At 37.0% G+C, this 26,606-nt stretch carries 18 protein-coding genes, 2 tRNA genes and 1 pseudogene; 16 read left to right on the top strand and 5 right to left on the bottom strand.

What is annotated here, in order from left to right:
• Positions 1–6 precede the first annotated feature (6 nt).
• Together ABS301_RS16715 and ABS301_RS16710 are read left to right on the top strand one after the other, a co-directional pair.
• The gene (locus ABS301_RS16715) at positions 7–1,296 is read left to right on the top strand and encodes an ISL3 family transposase (protein WP_349673310.1); all 1,290 of its coding nucleotides are present in this window, start codon (positions 7–9) and stop codon (positions 1,294–1,296) included.
• Positions 1,271–3,244, top strand: coding sequence for an ATP-dependent DNA helicase (locus ABS301_RS16710; RefSeq protein ID WP_349673309.1), 1,974 nt, complete (start codon positions 1,271–1,273; stop codon positions 3,242–3,244). The genes ABS301_RS16715 and ABS301_RS16710 overlap by 26 nt, the downstream gene beginning before the upstream one ends.
• Positions 3,245–3,653: 409 nt before the next feature.
• Here ABS301_RS16710 and ABS301_RS16705 read toward each other — a convergent pair whose 3' ends face one another.
• Together ABS301_RS16705 and ABS301_RS16700 are read right to left on the bottom strand one after the other, a co-directional pair.
• On the bottom strand, positions 3,654–4,436 hold the full coding sequence (locus tag ABS301_RS16705) for an EFR1 family ferrodoxin (RefSeq protein WP_349673308.1): 783 nt from the start codon (positions 4,434–4,436) through the stop codon (positions 3,654–3,656).
• Complete coding sequence (locus tag ABS301_RS16700; protein WP_349673307.1) at positions 4,426–4,863, bottom strand: MerR family transcriptional regulator; 438 nt, start codon at positions 4,861–4,863, stop codon at positions 4,426–4,428. The genes ABS301_RS16705 and ABS301_RS16700 overlap by 11 nt, the downstream gene beginning before the upstream one ends.
• Positions 4,864–5,159: 296 nt before the next feature.
• On the opposite strand from ABS301_RS16700, the pseudogene ABS301_RS16695 reads away from it, so the two are divergent.
• Positions 5,160–6,309, top strand: a pseudogene (locus tag ABS301_RS16695) (IS110 family RNA-guided transposase).
• Between the two features lie 803 nt (positions 6,310–7,112).
• On the opposite strand, the gene ABS301_RS16690 reads toward ABS301_RS16695, so the two are convergent.
• Entirely contained in the window at positions 7,113–8,024 is a 912-nt protein-coding gene (locus tag ABS301_RS16690; protein ID WP_349673306.1) for a carotenoid biosynthesis protein, read from the bottom strand.
• A 152-nt stretch (positions 8,025–8,176) separates the two neighbouring features.
• Here ABS301_RS16690 and ABS301_RS16685 point away from each other — a divergent pair, with 152 nt between their 5' ends.
• Complete coding sequence (locus tag ABS301_RS16685; protein ID WP_349673305.1) at positions 8,177–8,692, top strand: TetR/AcrR family transcriptional regulator; 516 nt, start codon at positions 8,177–8,179, stop codon at positions 8,690–8,692.
• Between the two features lie 452 nt (positions 8,693–9,144).
• On the opposite strand, the gene ABS301_RS16680 is transcribed toward ABS301_RS16685, so the two are convergent.
• Positions 9,145–9,492: a winged helix-turn-helix transcriptional regulator gene (locus tag ABS301_RS16680; RefSeq protein WP_349673304.1), complete on the bottom strand. Its 348-nt coding sequence runs from the start codon at positions 9,490–9,492 to the stop codon at positions 9,145–9,147.
• 127 nt (positions 9,493–9,619) lie between these two features.
• Here ABS301_RS16680 and ABS301_RS16675 point away from each other — a divergent pair, with 127 nt between their 5' ends.
• Positions 9,620–9,997, top strand: a complete 378-nt coding sequence (locus tag ABS301_RS16675) for a RidA family protein (RefSeq protein WP_349673303.1) — start codon at positions 9,620–9,622, stop codon at positions 9,995–9,997.
• Positions 9,998–10,013: 16 nt separating this feature from the next.
• Complete coding sequence (locus ABS301_RS16670) at positions 10,014–10,811, top strand: PhzF family phenazine biosynthesis protein (protein WP_349673302.1); 798 nt, start codon at positions 10,014–10,016, stop codon at positions 10,809–10,811.
• Positions 10,812–11,951: 1,140 nt separating this feature from the next.
• Here the strand turns inward: ABS301_RS16670 and ABS301_RS16665 are convergent.
• Positions 11,952–12,791, bottom strand: coding sequence for a helix-turn-helix transcriptional regulator (locus ABS301_RS16665; protein ID WP_349673301.1), 840 nt, complete (start codon positions 12,789–12,791; stop codon positions 11,952–11,954).
• Positions 12,792–12,978: 187 nt separating this feature from the next.
• Here ABS301_RS16665 and ABS301_RS16660 point away from each other — a divergent pair, with 187 nt between their 5' ends.
• From ABS301_RS16660 to ABS301_RS25815, 10 genes are all read left to right on the top strand, one after another.
• The gene (locus ABS301_RS16660) at positions 12,979–13,536 is read left to right on the top strand and encodes a flavodoxin family protein (protein ID WP_349673300.1); all 558 of its coding nucleotides are present in this window, start codon (positions 12,979–12,981) and stop codon (positions 13,534–13,536) included.
• Positions 13,537–13,596: 60 nt separating this feature from the next.
• On the top strand, positions 13,597–14,337 hold the full coding sequence (locus ABS301_RS16655; protein ID WP_349673299.1) for an SDR family oxidoreductase: 741 nt from the start codon (positions 13,597–13,599) through the stop codon (positions 14,335–14,337).
• 858 nt (positions 14,338–15,195) lie between these two features.
• Positions 15,196–15,288: transfer RNA gene (locus tag ABS301_RS16650), tRNA-Ala, on the top strand.
• 476 nt (positions 15,289–15,764) lie between these two features.
• Positions 15,765–16,541, top strand: a complete 777-nt coding sequence (locus ABS301_RS16645) for a Cof-type HAD-IIB family hydrolase (protein WP_349673298.1) — start codon at positions 15,765–15,767, stop codon at positions 16,539–16,541.
• A gap of 39 nt (positions 16,542–16,580) precedes the next feature.
• Entirely contained in the window at positions 16,581–17,513 is a 933-nt protein-coding gene (locus tag ABS301_RS16640) for an alpha/beta hydrolase family protein (RefSeq protein WP_349673297.1), read from the top strand.
• Between the two features lie 115 nt (positions 17,514–17,628).
• Positions 17,629–18,450 carry an HAD family hydrolase gene (locus tag ABS301_RS16635; protein ID WP_349673296.1) on the top strand — a complete coding sequence of 274 codons (822 nt, stop codon included), beginning with the start codon at positions 17,629–17,631 and terminating at the stop codon, positions 18,448–18,450.
• Positions 18,451–18,631: 181 nt separating this feature from the next.
• Positions 18,632–18,706: transfer RNA gene (locus tag ABS301_RS16630), tRNA-Ala, on the top strand.
• A gap of 580 nt (positions 18,707–19,286) precedes the next feature.
• Complete coding sequence (locus tag ABS301_RS16625) at positions 19,287–25,130, top strand: ATP-binding protein (protein WP_349673295.1); 5,844 nt, start codon at positions 19,287–19,289, stop codon at positions 25,128–25,130.
• 363 nt (positions 25,131–25,493) lie between these two features.
• Complete coding sequence (locus ABS301_RS16620) at positions 25,494–25,973, top strand: recombinase family protein (RefSeq protein WP_349673294.1); 480 nt, start codon at positions 25,494–25,496, stop codon at positions 25,971–25,973.
• Complete coding sequence (locus tag ABS301_RS25815; RefSeq protein ID WP_502877977.1) at positions 25,930–26,028, top strand: recombinase family protein; 99 nt, start codon at positions 25,930–25,932, stop codon at positions 26,026–26,028. Before ABS301_RS16620 ends, ABS301_RS25815 begins: the two co-directional genes overlap by 44 nt.
• The last annotated feature ends 578 nt before the right edge of the window (positions 26,029–26,606 follow it).

Genomic DNA, 26,606 nt, shown 5'->3' with positions numbered 1-26,606 from the left:
GTTTGTGTGGATGATTTTGCCTTTAGGAAACGATATAGTTATGGTACGGTTATGGTGGATCTGGATACTCATAGGATTATTGATATTATTGATTCTCGCGAAACTTCAAAAGTTGAAGAATGGTTGAAATCCTATCCATGTTTAGAGATAATCTCTCGTGACGGAGCACAAACTTATTCCTCTGCAGCTAAAAAATCTCATCCAAATGCGTTACAGATTAGTGATCGGTTCCATCTGCTCAAAAATTTATCAGACGCAGTAGAAAAATATATGTATCGACTGTTTCCGTCAAGAGTAGTGATCCCTGCAACGGTATCAAATCCAGAAATGCAGGTACTCTATGATACCAGAAACCGCCGTGAACGGATCTTGTTCGCACAGAAAAAACAAAGCGAGGGCTATTCCATAAATGATATATCCCTGTTTCTTCACTCCGCCACTACCACTATTCAAAAATATCTTTCTATAACAGTAGCTGACCTTCCTTTTCAAAAGGAAAACGTACGAGAACGCCAGCATATCCAGGCAATGGCAAACAAGCAGCTAGCAATTAATGAGGTAAGGAAATTGTATTCAGAAGGACATGCCATAGATGAAATTACTCGTCTGACTGGTCATGCATATCAGACAGTAAAAAAATATTTAGAAGAAGAGTGCTCTTCTAACAATGGTCATTATGACTGTCGGATTCCAGGTAAGCTAGCACCTTATGAGCAAGAAGTGATAGCCATGCGTTCACAGGGAATAACCTATAAAAAAATTCATGAACGCATTTGTCAAAAGGGATATACCGGAGCCATAGCTTCTTTGCGTGTTTTTACGCAAAAAGAAAGAAACCATCAGAAACGTATTTCCGCAGCTGAACAAACAGTGTCTGTTGAATATATTCCTAGAAAGAGCCTGTGTCAATTAATCTATCGTGATATAGAGCATGTGAAAAGAATGACACAAGATCAGTACGAGGCGACGATAACAAAGTATCCGGTAATTGGGCAATTATATTCACTCCTAAAAGAATTTCATGGCATTGTATTTTCACGAAAGGAAAATAAGTTGGACTCATGGATGACAACAGCCGCCGCTCTACAAATTGATGAACTAGATACTTACATAAATGGATTAAATGCAGATATTCATGCTGTCAAAAATGGTATTCATTATAAATATAATAATGGTCTAGCAGAAGGAAGCGTTAATAAAATTAAATTAACCAAAAGGATCATGTATGGTCGAAATAGTTTTCAATTATTAAGAGCAAAACTTCTGCTAAATGAATATTACTATAAAATCAACTAAGGTTGGAAAGAACCAACTATGCGCTTACTTTAATTATAGTAATAGAGAAGATCTTCAAGTTAAATTAGTTGAATGGATTGGTGACGTTTTGTATGATATCCTTCCTGAGCATGGATACAAAGTTCGGGACGAACAAATATTTACAGCTTTTCAGATAGCTGATGCTGTTTGCAGCAAAAAAGTTCACTTAACGGAAGCTGGACTTGGAACAGGCAAAACATTTGCTTATTTATTATCAGCAATTCCCTATGCTAGGTTTAGTGGAAAACCTGTAGTGATTGCGTGTGCTAGTACAGTACTTCAAGAACAACTTGCTGGTGACACGGGGGATATTAAAACCCTTTCTAGGTTACTTGGATTAGAGATAGATGCTAGGATGGCAAAAGACTCATGTCAGTATATATGCGATGTTCGAGTAAATGAAAATTTAGAAGAATTTGATATGATGTCGGACGAGATTAATCAGTGGTTAAATAAAACAAAATTAGGTGAACGCTCAGAAATATCTACCGTACCAGATCATATTTGGAAGAGGATTAGTTGGAATGAGTCTATGTCGTGCGATATTTGCATGAACCGTGGATATTGCAAACTTGTTAAGGCAAGAGAATATTATAGACTTGCGAGAGATTTAATTATTGTAGATCATGAAACATTTTTTAATGACTTATGGACAAGGGAAGAACGATTAGCGAATGGACAATTGCCCATACTTCCAAATTATTCTGCAGTTATCTTCGATGAAGGGCATAAAATACTGCTACCAGCAGCCATGCAAGCAGGACAACAAATAAACAAGGAGGAGATTGACAATATAGTCTTCACCCTTGGGGAAGTACAGGGAGCAAGAGATTCATTGGTTTCAGTAGCAACTGCAATGGAACAGGCTTCTTATGACTTTTTCGAAAATTTAAATAGGTCTGTGATAATTGCAGAAAGCTCAGAAAGACTATCCATTCGTATGGATGAGACGTTGCAAAAGACGGATAAAGGATTTCGAAAGGCATTAGATCACCTTCATCTAGAGATGCAGATTGAACAAGAACTATATATAGAGTCATTATCCGCAAACCAAATACAAGCATATGAAGGGCAAATTGAAAGAGCCATAATGGCACTAGACAAATTCTGTAAAAATAACAGTACAGATATGATAGCTTGGGTTGATAGAGGGGATGGTAGTTTTTGGGTTGTTCCTAGGAATTTAAATGAGATGTTAAACCGACATTTATTTCAGAAAGAATTACCAGTGATATTTACCTCAGCAACGTTAAGTAATGAAGGAGATTTTGATTATTTTATACGAACGCTTGGATTAAAGGAACCTTCCAAATCTACGGTGAAAAGTCCTTTTGATTTAGAAAAACAAGTTGTTGTCTACTTACCACAGTCCTCATACAGTTTAGAAGAAAAATCTACCCATGGCATTGAAAAATTAGTATCCCTATTAAACATTAATGAGGGAAGAGCTCTCGTACTTACCAATTCGATGGAGGAAGTTCGTAAAATCAGAAAGAGATTGGAAGGATATCAATTTCCATTTGATATTCTGTGGGAAGATAAAGGGGAGAGAGGGCATCTTGTACGAAGGTTTAAAGAGGAGAAATTCTCGGTATTGATTGGTGCAAATTTTTGGGAAGGAATCGATGTACCAGGTGATGCATTAACCTTGCTAATTGTCTGGCAGCTGCCCTTCCCAGCTCTAGATCCTCTTATTGAAGTACAACGTAAAGAGGCAAGAGAGCAAGGATTTGATCCCGTCATAACAGTTGATTATCCTGAGATGGGACTTAAATTAAAACAAGGATGTGGACGGTTAATTAGAACAGAGGAAGATAAAGGCGCAATCGTCTTATTAGATTCTGTTATAGGAACACCTTGGGGAAAAGTTGTGATGGGAGCACTACCTTTTGGAGCGGAGATTAGGGGGATAGAAGGGCTGAAATGAGCTATGATTGAAGAGAAACTTAATAGTACTTTTATTTTGAATATGGATTTATGGGAACTGGTGTATGTACAAAAGAGCCATAAAGGTAACGAAGCTTGGCGGAAGTGACACGAACCGATACCTGACCTGTACAGATTTTGCGAATGTAAGCAGTTGGGCAGCAGGATATGTAAAGGAAGTATTAGCGGCCCGGCCCATGTCTTCAATGGAACTACAGCAACAACGATTTCTCCAAAATTCAATTTGACTTACGCAGAAGCGGCACAGGCGATTAAAAATATCTTGGTGGAATCGAATCTGATAAACGAGTGAGGGAAATATTCGTCACTATTAAAAAAGAGGGTGGGTCAGATTGCTGACTCGCCCTCAAAATCGTTGAGTAGGAAAAATTTAGAAGTTCACAACATACCTAATTGTTATAGTACTTGGAAATTTCTGCATGACTAACTAGTGGATGAGTATATCGTCCGCGACTTTGTGTTTTATTCTTGTAGTTAATAGCGCGTTTAGGGCAATACTGAATGCAAGCCATGCAACATTCGCACCTGTGTGCAAATGTAGGTTTCCCATTTATCATCTCAATGTTTTTAACAGGGCATACGGATCTGCAGATGCCGCAAGAAATACAGTCATCGTTTACATTATAGTTTTTGTCCTTATCTTTGGAAACAGCCTGTCGGATGCTTATTTTATGTATCCATTTATATAATGCAGTTTCTGATGAAGTACTGTTGGATGCTTTGTCCACGACAGCCTGAATGACAGATGCGGCACGCTTTACAGACTCTTTCGTAATTCCATCAACATCTTTTTTCATGTCGATAAGGGTTACATAGTTAGAAAACATTTTGATTTTTCCGCCATACTGCATGTGAATGCTTTTTTCTTTCAGCAACTGATTTGCTTGTGGCAGTGTATCTCCCCAAATGGCACCATAGGTTGCAATCGAAAAAAAGTATGTATTTTCTTGTTTAGGAAACGTAGCGTTTTGCAAAAATTCGGCAACCAAATTGGGTAGTCCCCAATAATGAATAGGGAAAACAAAGCCAATTCGTTCGTAACCTTGCGGTATTTCTGTTGCTGTACCTTTACAAATAGCAACCAATTCACAATCAGGTAAACGTTTGGCGATGTCCTTTGCAACACTCAAGCTGTTTCCTGTACCAGTGAAAAAATAAATTCTATTCTTCATGTTGATTCTCCTTTAAATTATGAAATAAATCAATAATCAATTTGTCAATGATGGTTTCACCAGATGCACCCATTTTCTGTGCCATTAAGTTCTGTACTTCATTCATAAATGTTAGTATATCGTGAAACAGTGCCGCTTTCCTTTCTATGTTTACCGTCTTGTCAGATAATATTTTCTGCATCTCTGAGGGATTTTCCGTGCAATTTGCTTTTATATATTTAAAAACGTTTTTGATTTCAGCAAGTGTAAACCCGATATATTTCATCACCTCGCAATATTGCAGGTCTAGAATGTCTTTTTGCGTATAGTAACGATATCTGTTTTCACCTCGTTTTGGACTTACCAGACCCAATTTATCGTAATAACGCAACGTATCTTTTGAAATCCCCAGTTGCTCTGATGTTTGTCGAATTGAGTATTGTTCCATAAAAATCTCCATTCCGCGACGCTAACGCTTGCGGCACAAATAGTAATGTAAAAATGGTGTGCGTCTCCACCACTTTGGTAATAATTTCAATGAGAAGCTTATACTACAAAGCACGGCAGGAGGAGTAGTAGATTACTTTCCGTTCAAAACAGTATAAAAATCAGTGTAAGTTCCATCTTCCAAGCACAAATAAGTGGTTCCATGAGACCGCACACTAAGAATTGTTTTAACACCTGTTAAATTGTGTGATGGGACAGTCAATGGCTTCTCCATGAAAAGAAAGGAGATCTCATTTAATGAAAGTTGTTTATCCTATCTGCTGTGGCGTCGATGTACACAAAACATTTCTCGTTGCCATAATCATTACCACCACAAAAGAGATTGAACCGCACTATACGAAAAAACGTTTTTCAACATTTAATAATTCTATCCTAGACTTCAAGAAATGGCTGATTGATAACCACTGTCATGATGTCTGCATGGAATCCACTGGTAAGCACTGGGTTCCTGTCTTTAATCTTCTGGAGGATTCCGTAAATGTTATCATAGTCAATCCAAAGTGGGTAAAGGCTGTTAAAGGTAATAAAGATGACAGCAAAGATTCCAAATGGATAGGTGACCTATTTCGTATAGGTATTGTTCCTGGCAGTTATATTCCTGCCAAGCCAATACGTATCTTACGTGAGTACACACGCTATCGTTATAAAATTAACTTCCTGCAAGTCAAGCGAAAAGAATCGTTTTCAAAATGCTTTCACCGTCTGTAATGTAGCCCTTGATGCCGTCGTATCCGACATGTTTGGCAAATCTGCCTCTTATATCACGGACTATCTCATTACATCTGATGAATTCAACGCGGATACTTGTGTCTCTCTTCTCCCAAAATCCCTGAAAAAGAAAGCTAATACCATAATCGAGTCCATTGATGGATATCAGATGACACAAGCCCAGAAAGATCGTATGATACTAGTCCGTTCACATAGGCAATCAGCTATCATCATAATTTCCGAGATAGGTACTGATATGACCCAGTTTGCCTCTTCCAAGCGTCTGTGCTGCTGGGCGGGCCTAACGCCGGGCAACAATGAATCAGTGGGTAAAAAGAAATCTGTTCGGATCACACGTGCCGGAGTCTGCCTCAAACCTGCATTAGTGCAAGTTGCACATGCAGCCGTGACATCCAACAGCTCTCCTTACTATAAAAACAAGTATGAGCGCATTTTAAAAAGAAGAGGCAAAAAGAGAGCCATTATTGCTATTGCCAGAATGATTCTCACCGCAGTGTTTCACATGCTTTCCACAGGTGAGATATTCAATCCTTGTGACCTTTATAAAATCGATATGCAACAGGATATGAAGGATAAGCAAAAAGAGAAAGCTGTAATAAATGCCTGCAAACTACTAACTTCTCTAGGTATGATTATTACATCATCTCAATCGCAGTAGTCAATTCTTTAAAATTTTATATTTTAAGATACTTTATACAAGTGCGCGCTTTTTTTCTAGACAAAGGGTATTTTCCACACTATCACCTCCATTACTCCAAGTGTATCATTGGAGTATACTCTAATGTCAATAGATAAATATGGTACTTTAATTTTACTCTTATCTGCCGCCAAGGGGCTACCAGCTTCAAACGGCATTATTATTGTATCCTCAAGGCACGTTGAGAGTATAGTTCTGATGACGAAATGTTGTTTCGATGGTAAAACGGAGAGCTAGACCACAACATCTTGTGGTTTCGAGGCCTAGGATTGGAAGAAATTAGGATAAATATGTCATCTGTTTGGGGTCTGTTTTTTAGGCATAAACATAGATGACATTGGAATTTTAAATAATATTACTCATGATTAGGGCTATTGACAGCAAGAGTTGTTGTTCAAAATTATCACAGGCGAAGTTTTTGGTAACTACCGGAAACTTCGCCTGTTTTTATTATACATAGGAAAGTTGACTTTTAATCTTAAAAAGAATGGAGGCATATGAAGATGAAGAGTCTTATGTGGTGTGTCAGGACTCAAAGCTTGAGATCAAAAAAGTAATGCTGTACAATAAAAATTGGCACCATTCTCAAGAATTTTAATATATAATCAAAAAGAGAATAGGAGAAATTAATATGGCATAAAAACGAATCACAAAATCCAGCATCATTTCTTCATCATCATAGAAGCGGAGTGAAAACTATTCCCAGCTAGTCGGCTTGCCCAATGTATAAGAACAGCCCTGTTTATCAAACTATGATTTTCCTGTTATGAGTTCAATACTCCTTTATTTCCCAGTACTTTTGTGGCAGATAAACTGGATATATATACCATGGTAAATAGGCAGACCGTAGTAAGCGCTTCCCTGATGTCTCCACCCATCCATATATGGTTATCCTGTGCTGTAATCTGTGCGATACTGCCGCTGAAGATTACCAGAAGGTGTTGCAGGGACAAAGCACCGTACATGATGCATGGCATCAGCCATAAAGATTGGGTTTGCTCATTTTTTTCACCAGAATTTTTATAATAACGAAACCTTAAATACAAAGCGAATAGTTGGAAAATCGTGTATGTGCAGAGGAACCATCCAAGAAAGTTTTCGATTGGCACACCGAAATATCCGCCGCCGTTTTCCCATATCCATGTTTCCTTAATCGTTGACGCAAAGGGGTCAAAGCATAAATCCCATAGAACCATATTAAACGCCGAAAAGAATGGTATAATAAAGACAGACGCCCCGCTTAATCTCGATTGCTGCTGGTCAAGAAGAACTTGTGCGATACTCCACGACAAATAAGCTACTGCAAAATAGGTTGGCATAATAAAAACCGGAACAACGCCGAGCTTTACACCCATTAAATCCGTGTAATGGTAATGCCCAAACGGAAACCCCGTGTGAACGCTCAGTGACTCATAGCTCCAACTAACAATAAACGTGATTAAGAAAAAGATTAACATCGTCTTAAAGCCGTATCGATGAAAACCGTGAAGCAGAACAAAAGCTAATAGCATGGAGACCCCTAAGAACGGTGCCAATACTCCACCAAACTCTCCGTCAGTCAAGCCCATTATTGCGAAGATGATCGCGTCAACGGCGAGAAGAACCCACATTACTGTAAGAATTCTTGACTTTCTTTTTTCGATTGCATCGGTGGATAAGTTGTGAATTTTGCTCATGCAATTTCCTCCTTTTTTTACTCATTGCAAAATTTCTCAAATAGCTATATACTAATATACAACTATAGTTGCATATAGTTCAATCAGCAGTTTTCCGAATATGTCGCTTATGCAACTTTTATGAAAAACAGTTTCAAAACGGAGGATATATTATGGATTTACGTATTCAAAAAACTTTGGAAAGTATAGAGCAGGAATTCTTTAATTTGCGTGAAAAAATGCCGTTCAATAAAATCCGAATCAATGATTTATGCAAAAATGCAAAGATTAATAAATCTACTTTTTATCGGTATTATATGGATGTTTTTGATCTATCCGACAAACTAGAAAACAAAATTATAGATCAAGTGATTGGTGATTTTACCACAATGAATAGTCTGTTTTCTAACCCGGAAGAATTTATTACCGGACTTCTGTCTAGTATCATGCAACATAATGAAAAGATACTGATTCTGTTTGATGGGAGAATGAGTGTCTTAATCGATAAAATGGAAATCAAAATAAAAAATCACTACCTGACATCTTCATATACACCTGAAGAAAATATTATGATGTCGTTTATTATTGGTGGGACCACGCACGTGTTTCTTAACACCAAATACGACGACGAAATATATACGAAAACAATTGCGATCCTTTTACGAAAGATACTTTCTGTTCATTTCTGATTGACATACTTAGTAGAGTTTCATATCCATATCTTTTAGGCTATATAGCTCCTTCATCAACGGGATCATTCCGCCTGTTCTTCGTTATCATGTCTCTAGAATACTACTCGTCCAGTTCGGTATTTCTCCCTTTTCTCCGCTAATCCGCAAGCAGGGCAAGGGCAAGTGTATTGACACTTGCACATTTTTAAGATTTTCCCTTGCAGGCAAATCTCAAAAATTGCTTAGAGAGCCACCCTTCCGGTGTGACACGCACCACCGGACAAGCGGCTCCGCCGCAACGTAATATTCACAGAGAACTACGCTGAAAGGGTTGATGTTATTGGACAAGGCAATCAAGGTCGTGAGCCTAGAGATGAGGGGATTTGACCAAGAGATGGTGATTGTTACGAAGATGAATAAATAGGAATATCAAATAAGGAAAAATGACTGCAACTGTAGTAGGAGCAGTTTCATTCCCGTTCAGTTAACATCCTATCACGTCCCCAATTATAAATAACTTCCAATGCAGGCACAAGTTGTAGTCCGTTTTCTGTTAATGAATACTCTACTCGAGGTGGAATTTGGTTAAATACTAATCTACTCACGAGTCCTTTTTCTTCCAAACTTTGAAGTGATCTTGTCAACATTATATTCGTAATCCCTACCAAACTTCTTTTAAGTTCATTATATCGCATGGCTCCATTTTGATATAATTTCCATAATATCGGCATTCTCCATTTTCCGCCGAGTATATCCATAGTATAGATCATTACACAATTTCGATTGGTAATTACTTCTTGGTGCTTATTGTTGGGCATAAAAATCTCCTTTTAAGGGCACAAAAATGTGCGTACTTGTATATTTGTGGCTAATTGTTTATATTTATTTTAACATTCAACAGTCTTAATGAAAAGTAAATATCAAATGACTATAAGGAGGATGAAAATGAAAAAGAATCAAATTCAAACTGAAAAAGCACCTAAAGCAGTTGGCCCTTATTCACAAGCGATTGAATTCAATGGTATTGTATATGTATCTGGAGTTATTGCAATTGATCCGCTCACAGGGACTTTATCCGGCACTGTAGAAGAGCAAACAGAAAGGATTCTGACCAATATGAAGGCAGTTCTGGAAGCGGCAGGTAGCTCTATGGCTAAAGTAATTAAAACAACAGTGTTTCTTAATGATGTAAATGATTTTGCAAAAGTAAATGCTGTTTATGAAAAGCATTTTGTAATGCCATTTCCAGCACGAATCTGCGTTCAAATAGCAAGAATACCCTTAGAGGCACTGATTGAAATAGATGCCATTGCACACGTATAGTTAGGAGGCAAGCGATATGTTGAAATACTATGTAGCTGATGCATTTGCGGATAAGATTTTTGAAGGAAATCCAGCAGGAGTATGTATATTGGACGATTGGATTTCAGAGAGCAAAATGGATAAAATCGCAAGAGAAAACAATTTATCAGAAACTGCTTTTGCTGTTAAAGAAGGAGATGTATACGGTCTAAGATGGTTTACTCCTGGTGGAGAGGTGGACCTTTGCGGTCATGCAACACTTGCAACGGCGTATATTTTATTTAGGTTTGTTGAAACTGATGCAAATGTACTCCACTTTAATACCAAGATGAAGAATTATCATTTGGTCGTAACAAAGAAAAATGATTTGTACGAAATGGATTTTCCGACTTCAACACCAGAAAAATACCATTTGACAGATATGATGTTCGAGGCATTGGGTGTGACTCCAACTGAGGTGTTAAAAACTGATCGGGATTTAATATTTATCTTTGACTCGGAAGATACTGTGAAAAATTTAACACCTGATTTCTCAAAGATGAAACAATTTCCAGAAGGACTATCGGCGTTTGTTACAGCAAAAAGTGAGAAATTTGATTTTGTTGCAAGGGCATTTTGGCCTAAGATCAATATTGATGAGGATCCAGTTTGTGGGTCAATGTACTGCTGCCTTATTCCGTATTGGAGAGAAAGAATCGGACTTGATAAAATGGTGGCAAGGCAAGTATCTGAGCGTGGAGGCACGGTTTACTGTGAGTATTGTGGCGATAGAGTCAAATTGAGTGGTCGAGCTGCTCTTTACGCTATTGGAAATATTTGCGTAGACGAAAAATAGCGCATTAGATTGTGTGGTAGAGAATCAGGGCAGATTTTAAATAATCTGCCCTGATTCTCGAGATAACTTAGTTGATGAATTACCGGTGTTTTACGTAATTGTATTAAATAAAGCCATCAAGCCGCAATTTGTTTGATAGTTCTATTATGTACTATTTTTAATAGCTTTTGAGTTGTAGCATCACTTCAAAGTGCAAGACAGAAGAGCAATTTTATCGGGTACAAGAAGAAATGAAAAGATGAAGCGCGAAAGTGAAAAAGATCCCTGGCAGAAGATACAGTTCAAAATATTCCCTAAGCAGACTTATCATCTACAGCGAATGCAAGAGTACTTACAATCGAGTAACGTGGCAGAACAAAGGTGGAAAATCATATGTCTGGCGATGTAAGAAAAGGTTGAAAACTGGGACTGCTTAGTACAAACAATCAGCATCAATACGAGAATATTGAGGTTAATGACATAACAAAGCAGATACTGAATAAAGTGATTGACCAAATTGTCATCAAGAATGAAAAAACTGCAACGGTGCACTTCAAATTCGGATTAATAATGGAAAAGACTTTAACATGACAATTGAATAATTGTTCAGAATAAAGCTCTCAAACCACAACAAGTTTGAAAGTTTTATTGCGCACAATTTTTACTAACCGGTAAAGTTGTAACAGCACTAATGTGCTGAACAGAAATGATGACACTTCCGATGTAAAAGAGCGGAGGCGGAAGCTAGAAAAATGAGGTTTTGAGAAACTTGTTTTCAGAAAAATACCTTTCCACCAAGGCATCAGTAGGTCTTCACGACATCATTTTTGTATACTCAAGGCACGTTGAGACGGTGGTATTGATGACAAATAGTGGTTCGGGCAAGATTAGGTAGCATATGACCAGAAGATGTTGTGGTCTTGTAACAAAAAATGAACAAAAATTCGGGCCTGAAAAGTGCGTTTTCAGCCCGATTTTTTTACCTTTTTTTATAGATGAATTCGGCATTCTTGCCAGAAACAACTATTGACATATTTCTCCCTTCATCCGTATCGAGTTGGAATTTCAGGCTTGACGTTTTTGGAGCATTTTTAGCCCCGATATCTTTCTCCGCTCTCATATATGGAGTCAGGCTGCATCAATTGAAGCCCGACTCGGATATCATGTTTGGTTCATTAGAAATTCTTTTATTTTTTCTTCTGTTTCTGATCCCGGCAAAGCGGTAAGAACTGTAAGCTTTAAGTTGGTATCTGATAAAACTTGATAGCTGGTATACTCAAACTTCAATTGTCCTAAAACCGGATGATTTATGTTCTTAAACATTTCCTCATCCGTTTTGACGTTATGCGTTGTCCACCATGAATCAAATTCTGTGCTTTCATGCCTAAGCTCATTTACAAAATCCTCAACCCATGGATCACCAGCAAATTTACCGTAAGTTGCGCGAAATATGGCAACCATCTTTTGCGCTGTGAGTTCCCAATCAGTATTCATTTTTTTGTATTCATCATTTGTAAACATGATTCGGAGTAAGTTACGTTTACTGGCACTGATTTTGCTATAATCCAGCAAAATTTTTGTAGTTGCTCTATTCCATGCAATAACATTCATACGGGAATCAAGAACCGTTGCAGGAGAAAAAATTAAACTGTCCAGTACATGCTGCAACATTGGGGTAGCCGTATCATTACAGATCGGGAAACTGGTTGGCGGTGTCTGTTTAGCAAGAGTATAAAGGTGCATTGTTTCCTGCTCATCAAGCATAAAAGTCCTTGCTAGACTTTCAAGTACTTGCGAAGATATTTGCATAAGACGGCCTTGTTCAAGCCATGTATACCACGTTAAACCAACGCCTGAAAGGAAGGAAACTTCCTCTCGTCTAAGACCGGGTGTACGCCTGCGTGTACCTTCAGATAAACCAACCTGCGATGGTAAAATTTTAGCCCGGCGTGTTTTTAAAAAATCTCCTAATTCTTTATATCGTTGACTTGGGTCATTCATAAACATATACCTTCCTTTATCATAGTAGTAGTAATACTAGTATAATTACATATCTATTACTATTATAAATATAAGAGTAAAATAAATACAAGCCAATGTTTCAAAACTGCGGATAAAGCAGAAAAATTCTGATTGGCGGAATTTATAAGAACAAAAAATTATTAAGAGATGGGAGATGTTTTTATCTATGAAAAAAATCGTAATTTTAAATGGAAGTCCACACAAAATTGGAAACACAATGGCGCTTGTCAATGAGGTGGTAAAGACTATGGAGAATAAAGAAACCGAAGTGAAGATTCATAATCTGAATACAATGCAGATAAGAGGCTGTCAGGGATGTTATGGATGTAGACCGACAGGCAAATGTATCATAAAAGATGATATGCAGCAAATATATCAAGATATTGATGATGCTGACGGCATTATTTTCGCTACACCTGTGTTTATGTGGCAAATGTCTGCACAGCTGAAGCTTGTCATTGACCGCCTTTTGCCTTATCTGAAAGAAGATTATTCAAGTTATCTTTCTCCAAACAAAAAAGTTTTATTTGCAGTGACATATGGTGGAGGGATTTTGTCTCAATATCAGGAGTATTTTGATTTGACTTGCAAAAGCCTTGTATTCCTAGGTTTTGGTGAATACAAAATTCTTATTACAGGAGGCTTAAGCGAGCCAAAAGAATTATTGGAACGTTCAGAAGTTTTGGCAGAAATAAAGGGACTGAGTGAATGGTTATTGGGGTGATAAATTCACTTTCAATTGTAGCTGCTAATATTGCATTGAGGCAAAAGGAGGGAAGAAATAATGAGTAATATCAAGAGTGCACTGATAACTGGTGCTAACAAAGGGATTGGTCGCGAAATTGCACGACAATTGGGAACGGATGGATATTCTGTATGGCTTGGTTGTCGGGACGCGGAGCGTGGTGAACGGGCTGCAGCCGAGCTGCGCGAAGCAGGTATTGATGCACATGCACTACTTCTGGATGTTACCAGCGATATAAGTGTGGTCGAAGCTGCGGCCAAGTTTGCTAAGGTAAGTGAGCACCTCGATGTGTTGGTCAACAATGCTGGCATCAATATTGACAGAAGAAGAGCAAGTGAGACAAAGATCGATAATATGCGTAACGTCTATGAAGTGAATGCTTTCGGACCAGTCCGTGTTACCCTTGCATTTCTGCAATTTCTTCGTAAAGCAGAGCATGCCAGAGTTGTTATGATGAGCAGTAGCCTAGGATCAATTGCTGCTGCGCTTGATCCCACTAGCGAAACCTATGATGTGAACCTTCTCAGTTATAATTCATCTAAGGCAGCATTGAATATGATTACTGTTATGCTTGCCAAAGACCTTCATGCCGAGGGCATCAAAGTCAATGCAGTCAATCCCGGCTTTACTGATACTGACCTTAATCAACATCATGGACATCGTTCAGTTGAGGAAGCAGCCAGGATTGCCGTAAAGCTGGCAACAATAGGAGAAAACGGTCCAACCGCAGGTTTTTTCCATGATGGCTATTTCAACGATCTCGGACGACATGCATGGTGAACACGAGTACTGATTATGAGAAATCAGTGCTTAATAAACAAGAATTATATTCATATTATTGAATTAATAACTTTATCCTAAAAGAAGATTGTATTCTCGATTTATTTTTGAATTTATGACTTGGAAGATTTAGTCACTACAACAAATACATTCTTATCATAAACCAGGAGATTCTGAGTAAAAAGATTATAGACATAGTAGTTCAGGAGAAATTTATGTTTCTGAAATAGGAGCTATATTCGAGCGGTAAGCTTAGAAATGTACTTTGTGTTTAAAAAGAATAACTACCCGCCAAGGCCCCGCCAGGCGCGGTTGGCATCTTTATTGACCTTTCAAGGCATGTTGAAGCGGTGATAATGATGACGTATTGTGGTTTGGACAAGAAAAACAGGGGTTAGACCACAATATGTTGTGGTTTTTGGGCGAAAAATGAGCAAAAAATGGGGCTAAAAAATACGGTTTTTGGCCCCGTTTTTTTGGCTCTTCCACGGATGACATAGGATAGTTGAAGGCAAAATCTTTCCAAATTGCTTTTATATATAGGGAAAAAGATGGGATATAGCTTAGCTGGGAGAATGCTTGAATGACATTCAAGAGGTCAGCGTTCGAATCACCCTTCCGCTTAAACAATAAGCTACAGACATGAATGCTTCTGGCTATTATTTTAACTTATAGGGCTGGGACACTTGGAAAATCAGGGACAGATATTGAAAGGCATGTTTTCAGTTATGAGAATGTGCCTTATTTTTGTGCGCCTTGCGGCGCACGTTTCTAATGGGTGAAAGTCCCTAGTCCGCCCTAGTAGTGGGAAGGACACAGCCAAGACCAAGGGTGTCCACCGTGAGGTGGAATCTGAAGGAAGGTGGAGGCAAATCTCTGGTCTGACGAACAGAAATCACAAGCGCTTGAATGGCATTCAAGAGGTCATGGGTTCGAGTCCCATTATCTCCACTTAAACTATAAGCCACGGGCAGGGATGCTTGTGGCTTAAATTACAACTTATAGGGACGGGGCACTTGGTAAATCAAGGGTAAAAAAGGTACATTTTCATTTTGAGAATGTGCCTTTTTTGCCCTAATTGTAAATAACAGGGGGGCATTATTAAGGTTATGTAAAAATGGTGATTTATTATGTGTGAGAAGTAGATAATTATATTTGTTGAATTATTTTATAATTTGACATAAAATAAATAAAGTACTCAAGTTATAAAATGTAAGTATATATTATGAAAATTTAAAATTAAGAATATTATATAAAATATTTGCATTTGAAAGGTTTAAAATGGTGTCTATGATTTTGAATTTGAAACATTGGGTTAAGGAAAATAAACATGTTATAGCCATAATAGGAACTCATTATTACTATGGATTGTAGTTAGCTGTGTTTAATTTGATGCATGAAGTAGATATATAGATTTGGAGGTAAATGTGCAGTACAGAGTGTTATTATTTGACCTGGATGGAACCTTGTTAAGAAGTGACAAAACAATATCCGGAAACACAATAAATATCATCAATATGTGCAGAAAAAAAGGGGTCATTATAGGTGTTTCAACTTCTAGAAGCAAAAAGAATATTATGATTTATTTAGATGATTTGAATCCAGAGATAGCGATAACGAGTGGAGGGGCATTAGTACATTTACATGATAAAATTATATATACTGCAAATTTTATGATAGATGAAGTGAATCATCTCATAGAAACAGCTAGAGCGATATGTGGCAAATTATGTGAAATTACAGTTGATACCCTCAATGAACATTATTGGAATTATAAAATTGATCCCCAAAAACTTGATGCCAACTGGGGGAGTAGTATTTATACAGATTTTGAAGATTTTAATCTGGAAGCGTTGAAAGTATGTGTTGAAATACATACCCCTGTTTTAGCACAAAAATTAAAAAATGTTTTTCCTGAATATGATTGCATTAGATTTTCCGATGGTGATTGGTATAAGTTTACAAAGAAAAATGCTACGAAAGAAAATGCAATTACTTATTTATGTGATTATCGTAATATTTCAAAAGAAAGTATAATTGCATTTGGAGATGATTACTCAGATATTGGAATGTTAAAATTATGCGGAATAGGAATCGCCATGGGAAATGCAATTCAAGATGTTAAAGTCATTGCAGATGAAGTAATTGGTAGAAATGATGATGACGGAATTGCAGATTATTTGATGCGGAAATTTATGATATAATTTATAGACTTTTATTGCTGATTACTTATATTAAGCGAGGTGAGTAACATAGTAAATTTAAGAAATGAGATAACAGATGCAATTGGAATTATAGCTCCTAATACCATACCTCATGTTGAGTATAGACTGCTGGACTCCACAAAGGCAGATGGATATACAAGACAATTAATTGAGTATGATTCTTGCGGAGACAAGGTCGTCGCTTTTCTTTTGCTTCCGGAAATTCTTGATAAAAATCCAGCTATTCTCATCAATCACCAGCACAACAGGGAACATCATTTAGGAAAGAGTGAAGTTTGCGGTTTAGCTGGAAATCCTTTGCAAGCTTTTGGGCCTGAATTAGTGAAAAAGGGATTTGTTGTGTTAGCTCCTGACTCAATATGCTTTGAGGAAAGACGTCAAGCTCCTCACGTGGAGGGTTTTGACTTTTGGCAGCATTTTAATGAAATGTGCTATCGAATAATAAAAGGCGATTATTTGATGAAAAAAGTACTAGATGATGCTATGAATGGGATAACATTGCTTTCTAATCTTACTTATGTTGATAATAAAAAAATTGGCACACTGGGACATTCATACGGGGGGAATACGGTCTTATTTCTTTCTGCGTTAGATGAACGAATAGCTTTTAGTTGTGCAAGCGGTAGTGCTTGTACGTATGAAAATCGCATGATAAATAATGTTGGAATTGAAATGGCGAGCGTAATTCCAAACTTCCACGGCAAATACGATATATATGATTTGGTATCTTGTATTGCACCAAGACGACTGCTTCTTGTTTCTGCGGAAGATGATAAATATTCAAAAGATGCTTCATATATCGTTGGAAGAGCCAGCTCAACCTATTTAGAATATGATGCCTTACAAAACCTGCACCACAAGAGATATCCAGGTGGTCATGGATTGACGGAAGAACGATTCGATTTTATTATAGAGTGGCTTGAATCAAATGCGAAACATTGTGTAGTATAAGTATAATGAGAAATTAACAAATCACAATTTTGTCTAGCAGTTTTAACTATCTAATATAATTAATTGGTTATATAAATCAACTGAGAGGAAAATTTCAGGTCTGGAGGTGATTAAGTTGAAAACTCTTTATGTTACAGATTTAGATGGAACATTATTAAATACACATGATACAATAAATCAGAAAAGTATCGATATTATAAATAATCTAGTTGAAAAGGGAATGAAGTTTACATATGCTACTGCACGTTCTTTAGTATCGGCATCAGTAGTAACAAAAGGCTTATCCACTAACATTCCGGTGATAACATATAATGGTGCTTATATTATTAATCCTGCTACGAATGAAATTTTATCATCCACAGAATTTACAAAAGAAGAAGCCGATAAGGTTATTTCAGTCATGAAAAAATATGATATTAGTCCATTGGTATATTCTCATATAGATAATGTAGAAACGGTTTCCTGGGTTACATGCAAAGAGAATAATGGAATGAAAAGATATCTCAGTTTAAGAAAGGGAGATAAGAGGTTACGCCCATTAATTAGTGATACAAAACTTTATCAGGGGATTATGTTTTATTATACCTGTATAGGTGAAAGAGAGGAATTACTTCAAGTATATAGGGCTTTTGCAGATGATGATAGATATCGTTGTACAATTCAGCAGGAATTATATCGTACGGAATATTGGTGTGAGATTATGCCAAAGAATGCAACAAAAGCAGAAGCTATCCTTAAGTTGAAAGAACTATGGGGATGCGATAAGGTAATATCCTTTGGTGATGCAATAAATGATATTCCAATGTTTCAAGTCTCTGATGAATGCTATGCAGTAGCAGATGCAGTGCTTGAATTAAAAAAAGTAGCTACAGGAGTTATAGGAAGTAATGATGAAGATGGAGTATCACAATGGTTGAAGTCGTATGCTAAATTCTAATGTATTGAATTATTGTGAATTCAAGGAAGGACTGTGTTTTTGAATAATTCCAGGTATTAAGCACTTTATCAAACTGTCCATTATGAATATACTATGCGAAGGTAGTATTGTTTGGTCTTTCATATAATTTAAAGGAGAAATACGAATTATGATATCAAGAACATGGCACTGAATTGTAAAAGGGGATTTATAGCTCAGCTGGGAGAGCGCTTGAATGGCATTCAAGAGGTCATGGGTTCGAATCCCACTATCTCCACTTAAACAATAAGCCGCAGGCATGAAAGCTTGCGGCTTAAATTATAACTTATAGGGACGGGACACTTGATAAATCAAGGACAAAAAAGGCGTATTTTCAGTTTGGAAAATGTACCTTTTTTGCCTTTAATCTAAGTTGAACTAGAGATAATAGGCAGTGAGCAATTGAAAAACTCACTGCCTATTTTTTATAAAAAAAAGCATCAAAAACATATCAAGTACTTTTTTAAAAGTTTATTTCAGCAGTGAAATAATGAATATTGCTGAGTTTTACGGAGCCGAGTGTGAGCAGTAGGCCCCCTTTCCGTGATACTCTAAATTACTTGCTTTTGAAAATTATTTGGATTGAATGTTTTTGAAATCAAGGCTGAAATAGTGAATACAGTCGATTTGTTTCCATGAACAAATGAATATGTAAAACGTTAATATAATTTTAAGGATAATATATAAATCAATTTAAGTTATTTATTAGAATTTGGTAAATTTTATGGTATAATTTAAAATAGAAAGTATAGCAATAGTGGAAAAATATATAAATGTAATTTGTAATAATATTGTAAAGCGAAAAGGAGGTTGAACATATGTCTACTCCCGGAATTGGAGACCCTTATTGGTATGAATGGTATGTAGGATTAGAAAATGTAATAAAAATGCTAAATCCAGATTTCGGGATTTCTTGCGTTATCTTTCAGCATGGATCTTATAACACTATCGATGATGTAGTAGTAGAATTTATTGATGGCAAAAAGCAATTGTGTTATCAGGTAAAACACGAAATTGATACTTCTACACCAAATAATCTAACATTCGGAAAAATGTTAGAATCTAAGAACGATAAGAAATGCCTGTTCGAAGCAATGTTTCAAGGATGGAAAGAATCCAGAACCACTACTGATTCTGCAATTAAACCAATTCTCTTTACGAATCGTAAGATTTTAAATAGACACGCCGGCCGTAGCCTTAATGGCGAAACCTATAGTGCTTATCCTGTTGATAAGTTTTTATTGAAAATGCAGACTGTAATTAGAAATGTAACGGACTACGAGAATGTCATAATTGATGACTCAACACTACTTTTCCAATGGAATGAATTATGTAGTGTTCTACCAAATGTGGATTCCAAAGAGTTAATGTTATTTTTGAAAGAGTTTTCAATCAACGCAAATCAGATGAGCTTAGCCTTAATGAAGAAATCATTAATTGCCTTGTTGGCACAAGTGTTTTCCTGCAACGAAGGTATCGCTTTGGAATTGTTTAGTAAACTGCTTTTAGGTCTTACCGAATGGACAACGACTGAACGGAGTAACGAGCGTGTTACTTTAGAGGATGTGTACTCGGTACTGGGTCTTGAGGAAGACATTGATGAAAGTCAACACAGACTAGCACCTCCATACCCTTTTTTTGAAAGCAGGCAAGTGTTTTGTGAGCAATTACAAACTCAGATCCATTCAACGGAACACAAGATTGTTTTTCTTTCTGGGGATCCGGGATCAGGAAAGACAAGTACGATCAGTTATCTGCAATCAAAGACCAATTTGTTTTGGCTTCGCTATCACACATTTAAACCCATTTCCCCAGAGCAGCATTTCTATAATGCGGATCCCGGTATGTGCACAGCTGATAATCTGTGGGGTACACTATTAATTCAGCTCCGAAAGAGATTTAAAGGTAAATTGGCTGAATACAATGTTCCAATTAGCAATAAGTTGGTAACCGCTGAAATGATGCGAAATCACGTTATCCGTTTGTTGGGCATTGCTGCTCAAGATACTGCTGGATTAGAAAAACGGATATTTGTTTGCATTGACGGAATTGATCATGCAGCACGTGCCAATGCTCCACTTTCATTTCTAACCACATTGCCGTTACCAAATGAAGTACCTGATGGTGTTTGTTTTGTAATTGTCGGGCAACCAATTACTATTTATCAAGACCAATATCCTTTATGGCTGTCGAACAAGGATTATGTTGAACATATCAGCATGCCAAAACTTAGCGTTGCCGATATAAAACAGTTGATTCTGGCACAAGCCAATCAATTTGAAAGCGATGCCGATGGCCTTGCGGATTTTATTTATAACAAAACGGAAGGCAATAATCTTTCAGCAGTTTTTGCAGTTGAAGAAGTAAAGGCATTATGCACTTTAGATGAAGCAGTCACAAAACTTCAAGAAAGCGGAATAAGTGCAGATGCTCAACAATATTACAATCATATTTGGACTTATATGAAGCGAGAACTTTCGGCGATTGTTCATATATCCGTATGTCCTGAGAGCATTGTTGCTTGCCCCATACTTTTGATGAATGGTCGTGTAAATACTAAAATTCTTGCAAAAGCTCTCACGTATGGAATGAGTGAGAGTGATTGGGAGATGATATTGAGCCGACTATATCCGCTTGTTGTACCAACAAAGAATGAAGGAGAGTATGCACTTTTTCATAATGACTTCCGGGTATTCCTTATGGGAATAATTAGACCATATCAAGCGCGTTACGAAGAAATTGCATTGACACTTGGAGAGTACCTCCTTCAAAGAGAGGAAGGTACTCTAGCATGTACCTTGGGTATTTATTTACTGAAATGTGCCAACAAAGAACATCTTATTCCGAAATACTTTACTCCAAATTTCGTTATTAATTCCTTAGCTGAAGGTGTGTCATTACAGAGATTAGACGAATTCGTTCACCTTTCATATGACGCTGCATGTATCAATCAAGATATGAAGGGATATCAAAATACATATCTGGCAATTAAAACGTTATATCAACATAAGCGGTGTTTTGAATATTTTGACAGGGACTATATAAGCGATGATTTCCCTGAATCAAGTTCAATTGATATTTCTGAAATACGAACGTTACCAATTACACCCCAGAATCTAGGTGAATTTAAAAATGTGCTAACTCTGTGCAGAAAACTTTATTCTTCCTGCAATCCAAACCATTGTTCGCGGGCAATTACACTGTATAAAAAATGGTTTGGAGGTTATTCCCCCATGTCATTTGTACCTCTTTGTGCAGATAAAGTTGCAGAAGATAAACCCTGGGAACTAAGGTCTACTGAAGTAGGTTTTTTCATTCAACATTGGGGAGCAGTCGCTGCCGAGTTAAACATTACTGTTCCACTAATGAGTGAAATCGACTCTGATATTAATCGTTATGCTGTAACCGCTTTTGGTGAACAATATTTCAATAATTGCATCAAAAACAAAAAGTTTAAGCTTGCCATACATGCTATACAATCAGGCTACGTGGCGCAAAGCATCTTCGCTGACAAATTAGAAGAAATTTATTTTGTAGGCGCTGCACATATATTTGAACCGGTGTTAACTCGAGTAAGCGAAAATAAGGAAAAGTCAGCATGGCAGCCCCTTGCGATTGCCATGAAAACAACGTGTGATCAACTATATCTACCTGATCAATTGGTAGTTAATGCGGAAGTCACTGTTAAACGAATATATGATGAATCCTGCTTTACACTTGTGTTAAGGGCATTTCTGCTTGGATGTATCGAAAAAGAAATTGATGACGACATCTTGATTGAACATTCAGCGAAATATTACTTGGAGCTTGAGGGTAATAAAACAGAGAAAAGCCAAGCGGCTTTTCTTATTAGGGTAGCATGTCTGCTAGGTAAATACTACTGGGATAGTGCACCAAACTCCAGTGCATTTGATGGTTGTGTAGAATGGCTTTTATCTGCACGTTTGTGGCGTTCACTAGATTATTCAAAGGCTCGCAGATTTCTACTTTATACTTTGCTTAATAGTTCTGCAGGTAAAACATTTAACAATGAAGAATGGTTCGTTGCTGCGCTACACGTGAGCTTATTCGACATTGACCACCTAGGGATGTATTATAAGACTTATATCCTGGACTATCTCCAACAGTTTAAACGTCTTGACATTATCAGTGAGTATATTCATGAGCTATATGGAGAAAACTGCTGTAACATAAGTTTGGAAGAAAATAGAGCCGATATGCATGCTCGCTTTCGTCCATATGGTGAACTTGTTGAACCGGAAATGATGCTTAAGTTCACAATGCAGCTCAAATGGGATGTTGTTGGTTACGTGGGTGACAAAGAGTATGCAATGCATGCACCGCTAGATTGTTTTAATTTTATTACCGAAGTTGATCCTAGCAGATGGAAAGACCTTGGGACAAATCTGTATAAACAATCCAGAATAGCTGAATTAACAAGCAATCATGCAGCTTATGAAATTAGCAACAACATTACGAAAGCCGCTGCAACATGTGGCATAATAGATTATTGGGAATTGCGCAATTGGGATGATGAATTTGCCATGAATCCTGACCAGATATACCATTCTCTTTTTGAGTTCATCCATAATGCGGTCAATGAAACTGATTTAGAAGTGATTTGGATATTAAGCTGCGGAATTCATTCGTGGTATACACAGCAGGGTCGTAGTGGAGCCAAATGCATTTATGATGCGTGCCAAGAGAAAGCAACAGAATTAAATAGTGATTTTGCTTTAAAAGTAAAGTCATTAACGCCGCAATGGTTAGTAATCATTGGACACCTTTCGGAAAGATCTGATTGGAAATCTGATTTAGATGATTATTCTAGTCGGTGTGCCAAGGATATCGGTGCTATACAAGTTCAATATGCCGATATTTCAATAGAGGAATCATTAGAACTACTTTCAACATTGAAAGCATCAACAAATCCTGTGGATCATTATTGTATAGTATTGAAAAAAATACTGTCGAGTGAAACAGATTGTAGTGGAAACTTCAAAAGTTTTCTGGACGTTGTTTGCCATTACCTTAAGAGCAAGGATTGGACATATGATAGGTATGATTCTGTAATTAGCTCACTTATTTCCGCAATGGGCAGTGAAGCATTCTGGGCACTGGCATGCTGTATTAGAACTCAATTATCAGACTACGATTACCAGATTTCTTCACGTAATATGCAACTGCTTTTCAAGTTAAATCGCAAAGAGGACATAGCCGAAATGCAAACACTACTCGAAGCAGAACTTCAAACTCAGGAATTATGGGTTACAGGAAATAATCATATTGAAGTTACCATAGATCAGAAAAAGTCTGTATCGCTATTCTCTACACCAAAGTCTATCCAAGAACTGGCACTTTATATTATGTTAGAACAGATAGATACTCAGAATGCCAGAAAGATGGAATCAGCAATATACGCTATCAGCCTGTTAGGCAAACAGTTTCCGTATGTTATGGATATTATTGCTGGGGTATGGGATACATTTACCCAAAATCAAGAAGAATGTCTGTTAATTATTATTGCAAGATGGGCATCTGATGGGATTTGCGCGGATAGTTTACGCAGTATATTGCAGAATATGTACGATGCTTGTACAGAGCTATCCAGAAAGTATTATTTACACAGCATCCTACTTCATCTGAATTCAGAGGGGATAAATCCAGAAGTGATTTCTTACAATGCTCCAGCTATAAATCACACACCTTCAACAGTCGGGATGGTGGTAGATGACAGCTACTATGAACGATTTTTTTCGTTGGTCGAAGATTGTGAAAATAGCGCCTCCATTGACTCAATTCGTAGATATATTTCCCAAATAGCGCCGTTGGAAATGTATTTGGAAGATCGCTATGGCGAAACTGGTGATAATAAAATCCCTATCGTCAACATGCAACCGGGCGAGATTCTTTATGGTAAAGACAAAGCAGGAGAATGGACATCTATTCCTTTGATACGCAAAAAATCCCGATTACTTCCAGTGGAGGATCCGTTCCTATTAACGGAAATGCCAATCGTTAATTTTGATAAAGAATGGTTTCCTGATGTACAGACCGCATATAATACAGAAAAAGAAAATGGGTTATCCAACGAACAACTACATGATATTGCACATGCACACATATCGGAAGGCAAAGTATTGCTTGCTGCAAGCCTATGGTATCCGTGGGGTCATAAAGGGGGAACTATATATATTGAGTCCTCTAAAATTGATTTCTCATTTACCAAGAGTCGGAGACAAGAATTTGATTGGTGTATTGGAAACTTTGGTCTACTTGCTTGTGAAGGCTCAATAGATGAAACTTGTAGGTCAACTTTTGGCAACGGTGGAGTTAGTCTATTCAATCGAGTTGGTGGAGGTCTAAAATTGTTCTTTGGAAACTGTCAAGTGGCACCAGCAGCGATCTGGCGCAAAATTTTTGCATGCCATCCAAAGCAAGGAAATCCCTACATTTGGCTAGATCAATATGGGCGTGAAGTTTTGTGGTTTGAACGTATTGTGTCGCCTGATCGAGAGGCGATGCAGGAAGCGTATATTCGACAGCCCATTTTGTTTAGATGGATTTGCGATGATAATTGGCTGACAAATATCCTGAATGGTTTTGTTATTAACCAAGTAATTGCAGTTGAATTATACTCCAATTTAACGAGAGAAGACTGAGATATTTTCTTGGTTTATTTTCTGTAGAATAGGTTGTATTACTTCCTGATATATTTGTCATGCACCATCGGAAGACGCGGGTAGTGCCTAACTCCAAATATTCCATTGATGGGAGGAGCATTACTTTAGGTTATGCTTCTTAATTACAATCTATATTGCCTCCTTTAAGAATTTTCAATTACAATAGAGGATACATATTGAAGGAGGTATATTTAGATGACAGATCAAAAAGAAATCAAAATTATTCCACCAACAGAAAATCATGACAAACATATATGAGTGGAACAAAAGCAACTCAAGGTAGCTGCCTATTGCAGAGTCAGTACACGGTTTGAGCAATAGGAAAATAGCTATGAAGCTCAGGTGAAGTATTATTCAGAAAAGATTGTAGCCAATCCAAAGTGGAGTTTGGCAGGTATTTATGCTGATCAAGGTAAACCGGCAACCAGTACTAAGCAGCGAGATAGCTTCAATCATATGATTGAAGATTGCTACGATAGTAAAATTGATATGATACTTACTAAGTCCATCAGTATGTTTGCAAGAAATACCGTGGATTTTCTAAGGATTATTCGTGAGCTTAAAGAACGGCAAATTCGTATTGTTTTTGAAAAAGAAAACATTGATATTATGGACAGCGCCGATAAACTGTTGATTACCATATTGAGCAGCCACGCGCTAGAAGAAAGCCAAATCCTAAGTGAAAATAATCGCTGGGGTATTGCTAGAAAGTTTGAGCAAAGCATTGTACAGGTAAACTACATGAAGTTTATGGGATACACAAAAGATGCTAACGGTAATTATAGTTCCCGAAGAAGCAGAGATTGTCCAAAAGATATTTGACCTATACTTACAAGGTTTAGGAACATATCGAATTGCAAAGGAATTAGAAAGATAAGGAATAAGAACATAAACGTTAATCCACAGGTATGAAAGTTTGTGAATTAAATTATGTATTATAGGGACGAACCACTTGGTAAACTAAGCAAAAAAAGTTACATTTTCAGTTTTTAAAATGTAACTTTTTGCCCTAATTGTAGATGATAAGAGAGCATTATTGCGGTTATGCAAATATGGTAATTTATAATAAACTACCATATTTTGATTGAATTATTTTACAATTTGTCATAAAATAAAAATAAGGTACTCAAGTTAAAAAATGTAGGTACGTATATAATTTATGAAATATTGTTGAGAGTATTTTGTACACAAGGCATAAGTATAGTAGTTATGGAAATACTTGAGATTGGAATTTTATTAATTATAATTGAACTTATTACTAATAAAACCGATTTCTTATTGATGAATTTCACTGAAATTATTCATAAAAGGTTTTTGCAGGTCATGGTATGTACTTCATTAAAATGTTTATTAGAAATGTATTGAGACGAACAAGGTAATGATGATACTAAAAATTATAGTAATTTGATGTAATCAGTAGTGCGGCACTCTAAATACTAACGTATAAAGGAGAAA

Origin of the sequence: Lacrimispora sp. (genome assembly GCF_031982545.1) — a bacterium.
Lineage (GTDB): Bacteria > Bacillota > Clostridia > Lachnospirales > Lachnospiraceae > Lacrimispora.
The sequence above is the reverse complement of the archived record's forward strand: the minus strand, read 5'-3'. Positions and strand labels throughout refer to the sequence as shown.

Excerpts from the sequence above, each read along its gene's own strand:
- ABS301_RS16710 (WP_349673309.1), top strand. The coding sequence starts at position 1,271 with ATGAATATTACTATAAAATCAACTAAGGTTGGAAAGAACCAACTATGC.
- ABS301_RS16705 (WP_349673308.1), bottom strand. The coding sequence starts at position 4,436 with ATGAAGAATAGAATTTATTTTTTCACTGGTACAGGAAACAGCTTGAGT.
- ABS301_RS16700 (WP_349673307.1), bottom strand. The coding sequence starts at position 4,863 with ATGGAACAATACTCAATTCGACAAACATCAGAGCAACTGGGGATTTCA.
- ABS301_RS16690 (WP_349673306.1), bottom strand. The coding sequence starts at position 8,024 with ATGAGCAAAATTCACAACTTATCCACCGATGCAATCGAAAAAAGAAAG.
- ABS301_RS16685 (WP_349673305.1), top strand. The coding sequence starts at position 8,177 with ATGGATTTACGTATTCAAAAAACTTTGGAAAGTATAGAGCAGGAATTC.
- ABS301_RS16680 (WP_349673304.1), bottom strand. The coding sequence starts at position 9,492 with ATGCCCAACAATAAGCACCAAGAAGTAATTACCAATCGAAATTGTGTA.
- ABS301_RS16675 (WP_349673303.1), top strand. The coding sequence starts at position 9,620 with ATGAAAAAGAATCAAATTCAAACTGAAAAAGCACCTAAAGCAGTTGGC.
- ABS301_RS16670 (WP_349673302.1), top strand. The coding sequence starts at position 10,014 with ATGTTGAAATACTATGTAGCTGATGCATTTGCGGATAAGATTTTTGAA.
- ABS301_RS16665 (WP_349673301.1), bottom strand. The coding sequence starts at position 12,791 with ATGAATGACCCAAGTCAACGATATAAAGAATTAGGAGATTTTTTAAAA.
- ABS301_RS16660 (WP_349673300.1), top strand. The coding sequence starts at position 12,979 with ATGAAAAAAATCGTAATTTTAAATGGAAGTCCACACAAAATTGGAAAC.
- ABS301_RS16655 (WP_349673299.1), top strand. The coding sequence starts at position 13,597 with ATGAGTAATATCAAGAGTGCACTGATAACTGGTGCTAACAAAGGGATT.
- ABS301_RS16625 (WP_349673295.1), top strand. The coding sequence starts at position 19,287 with ATGTCTACTCCCGGAATTGGAGACCCTTATTGGTATGAATGGTATGTA.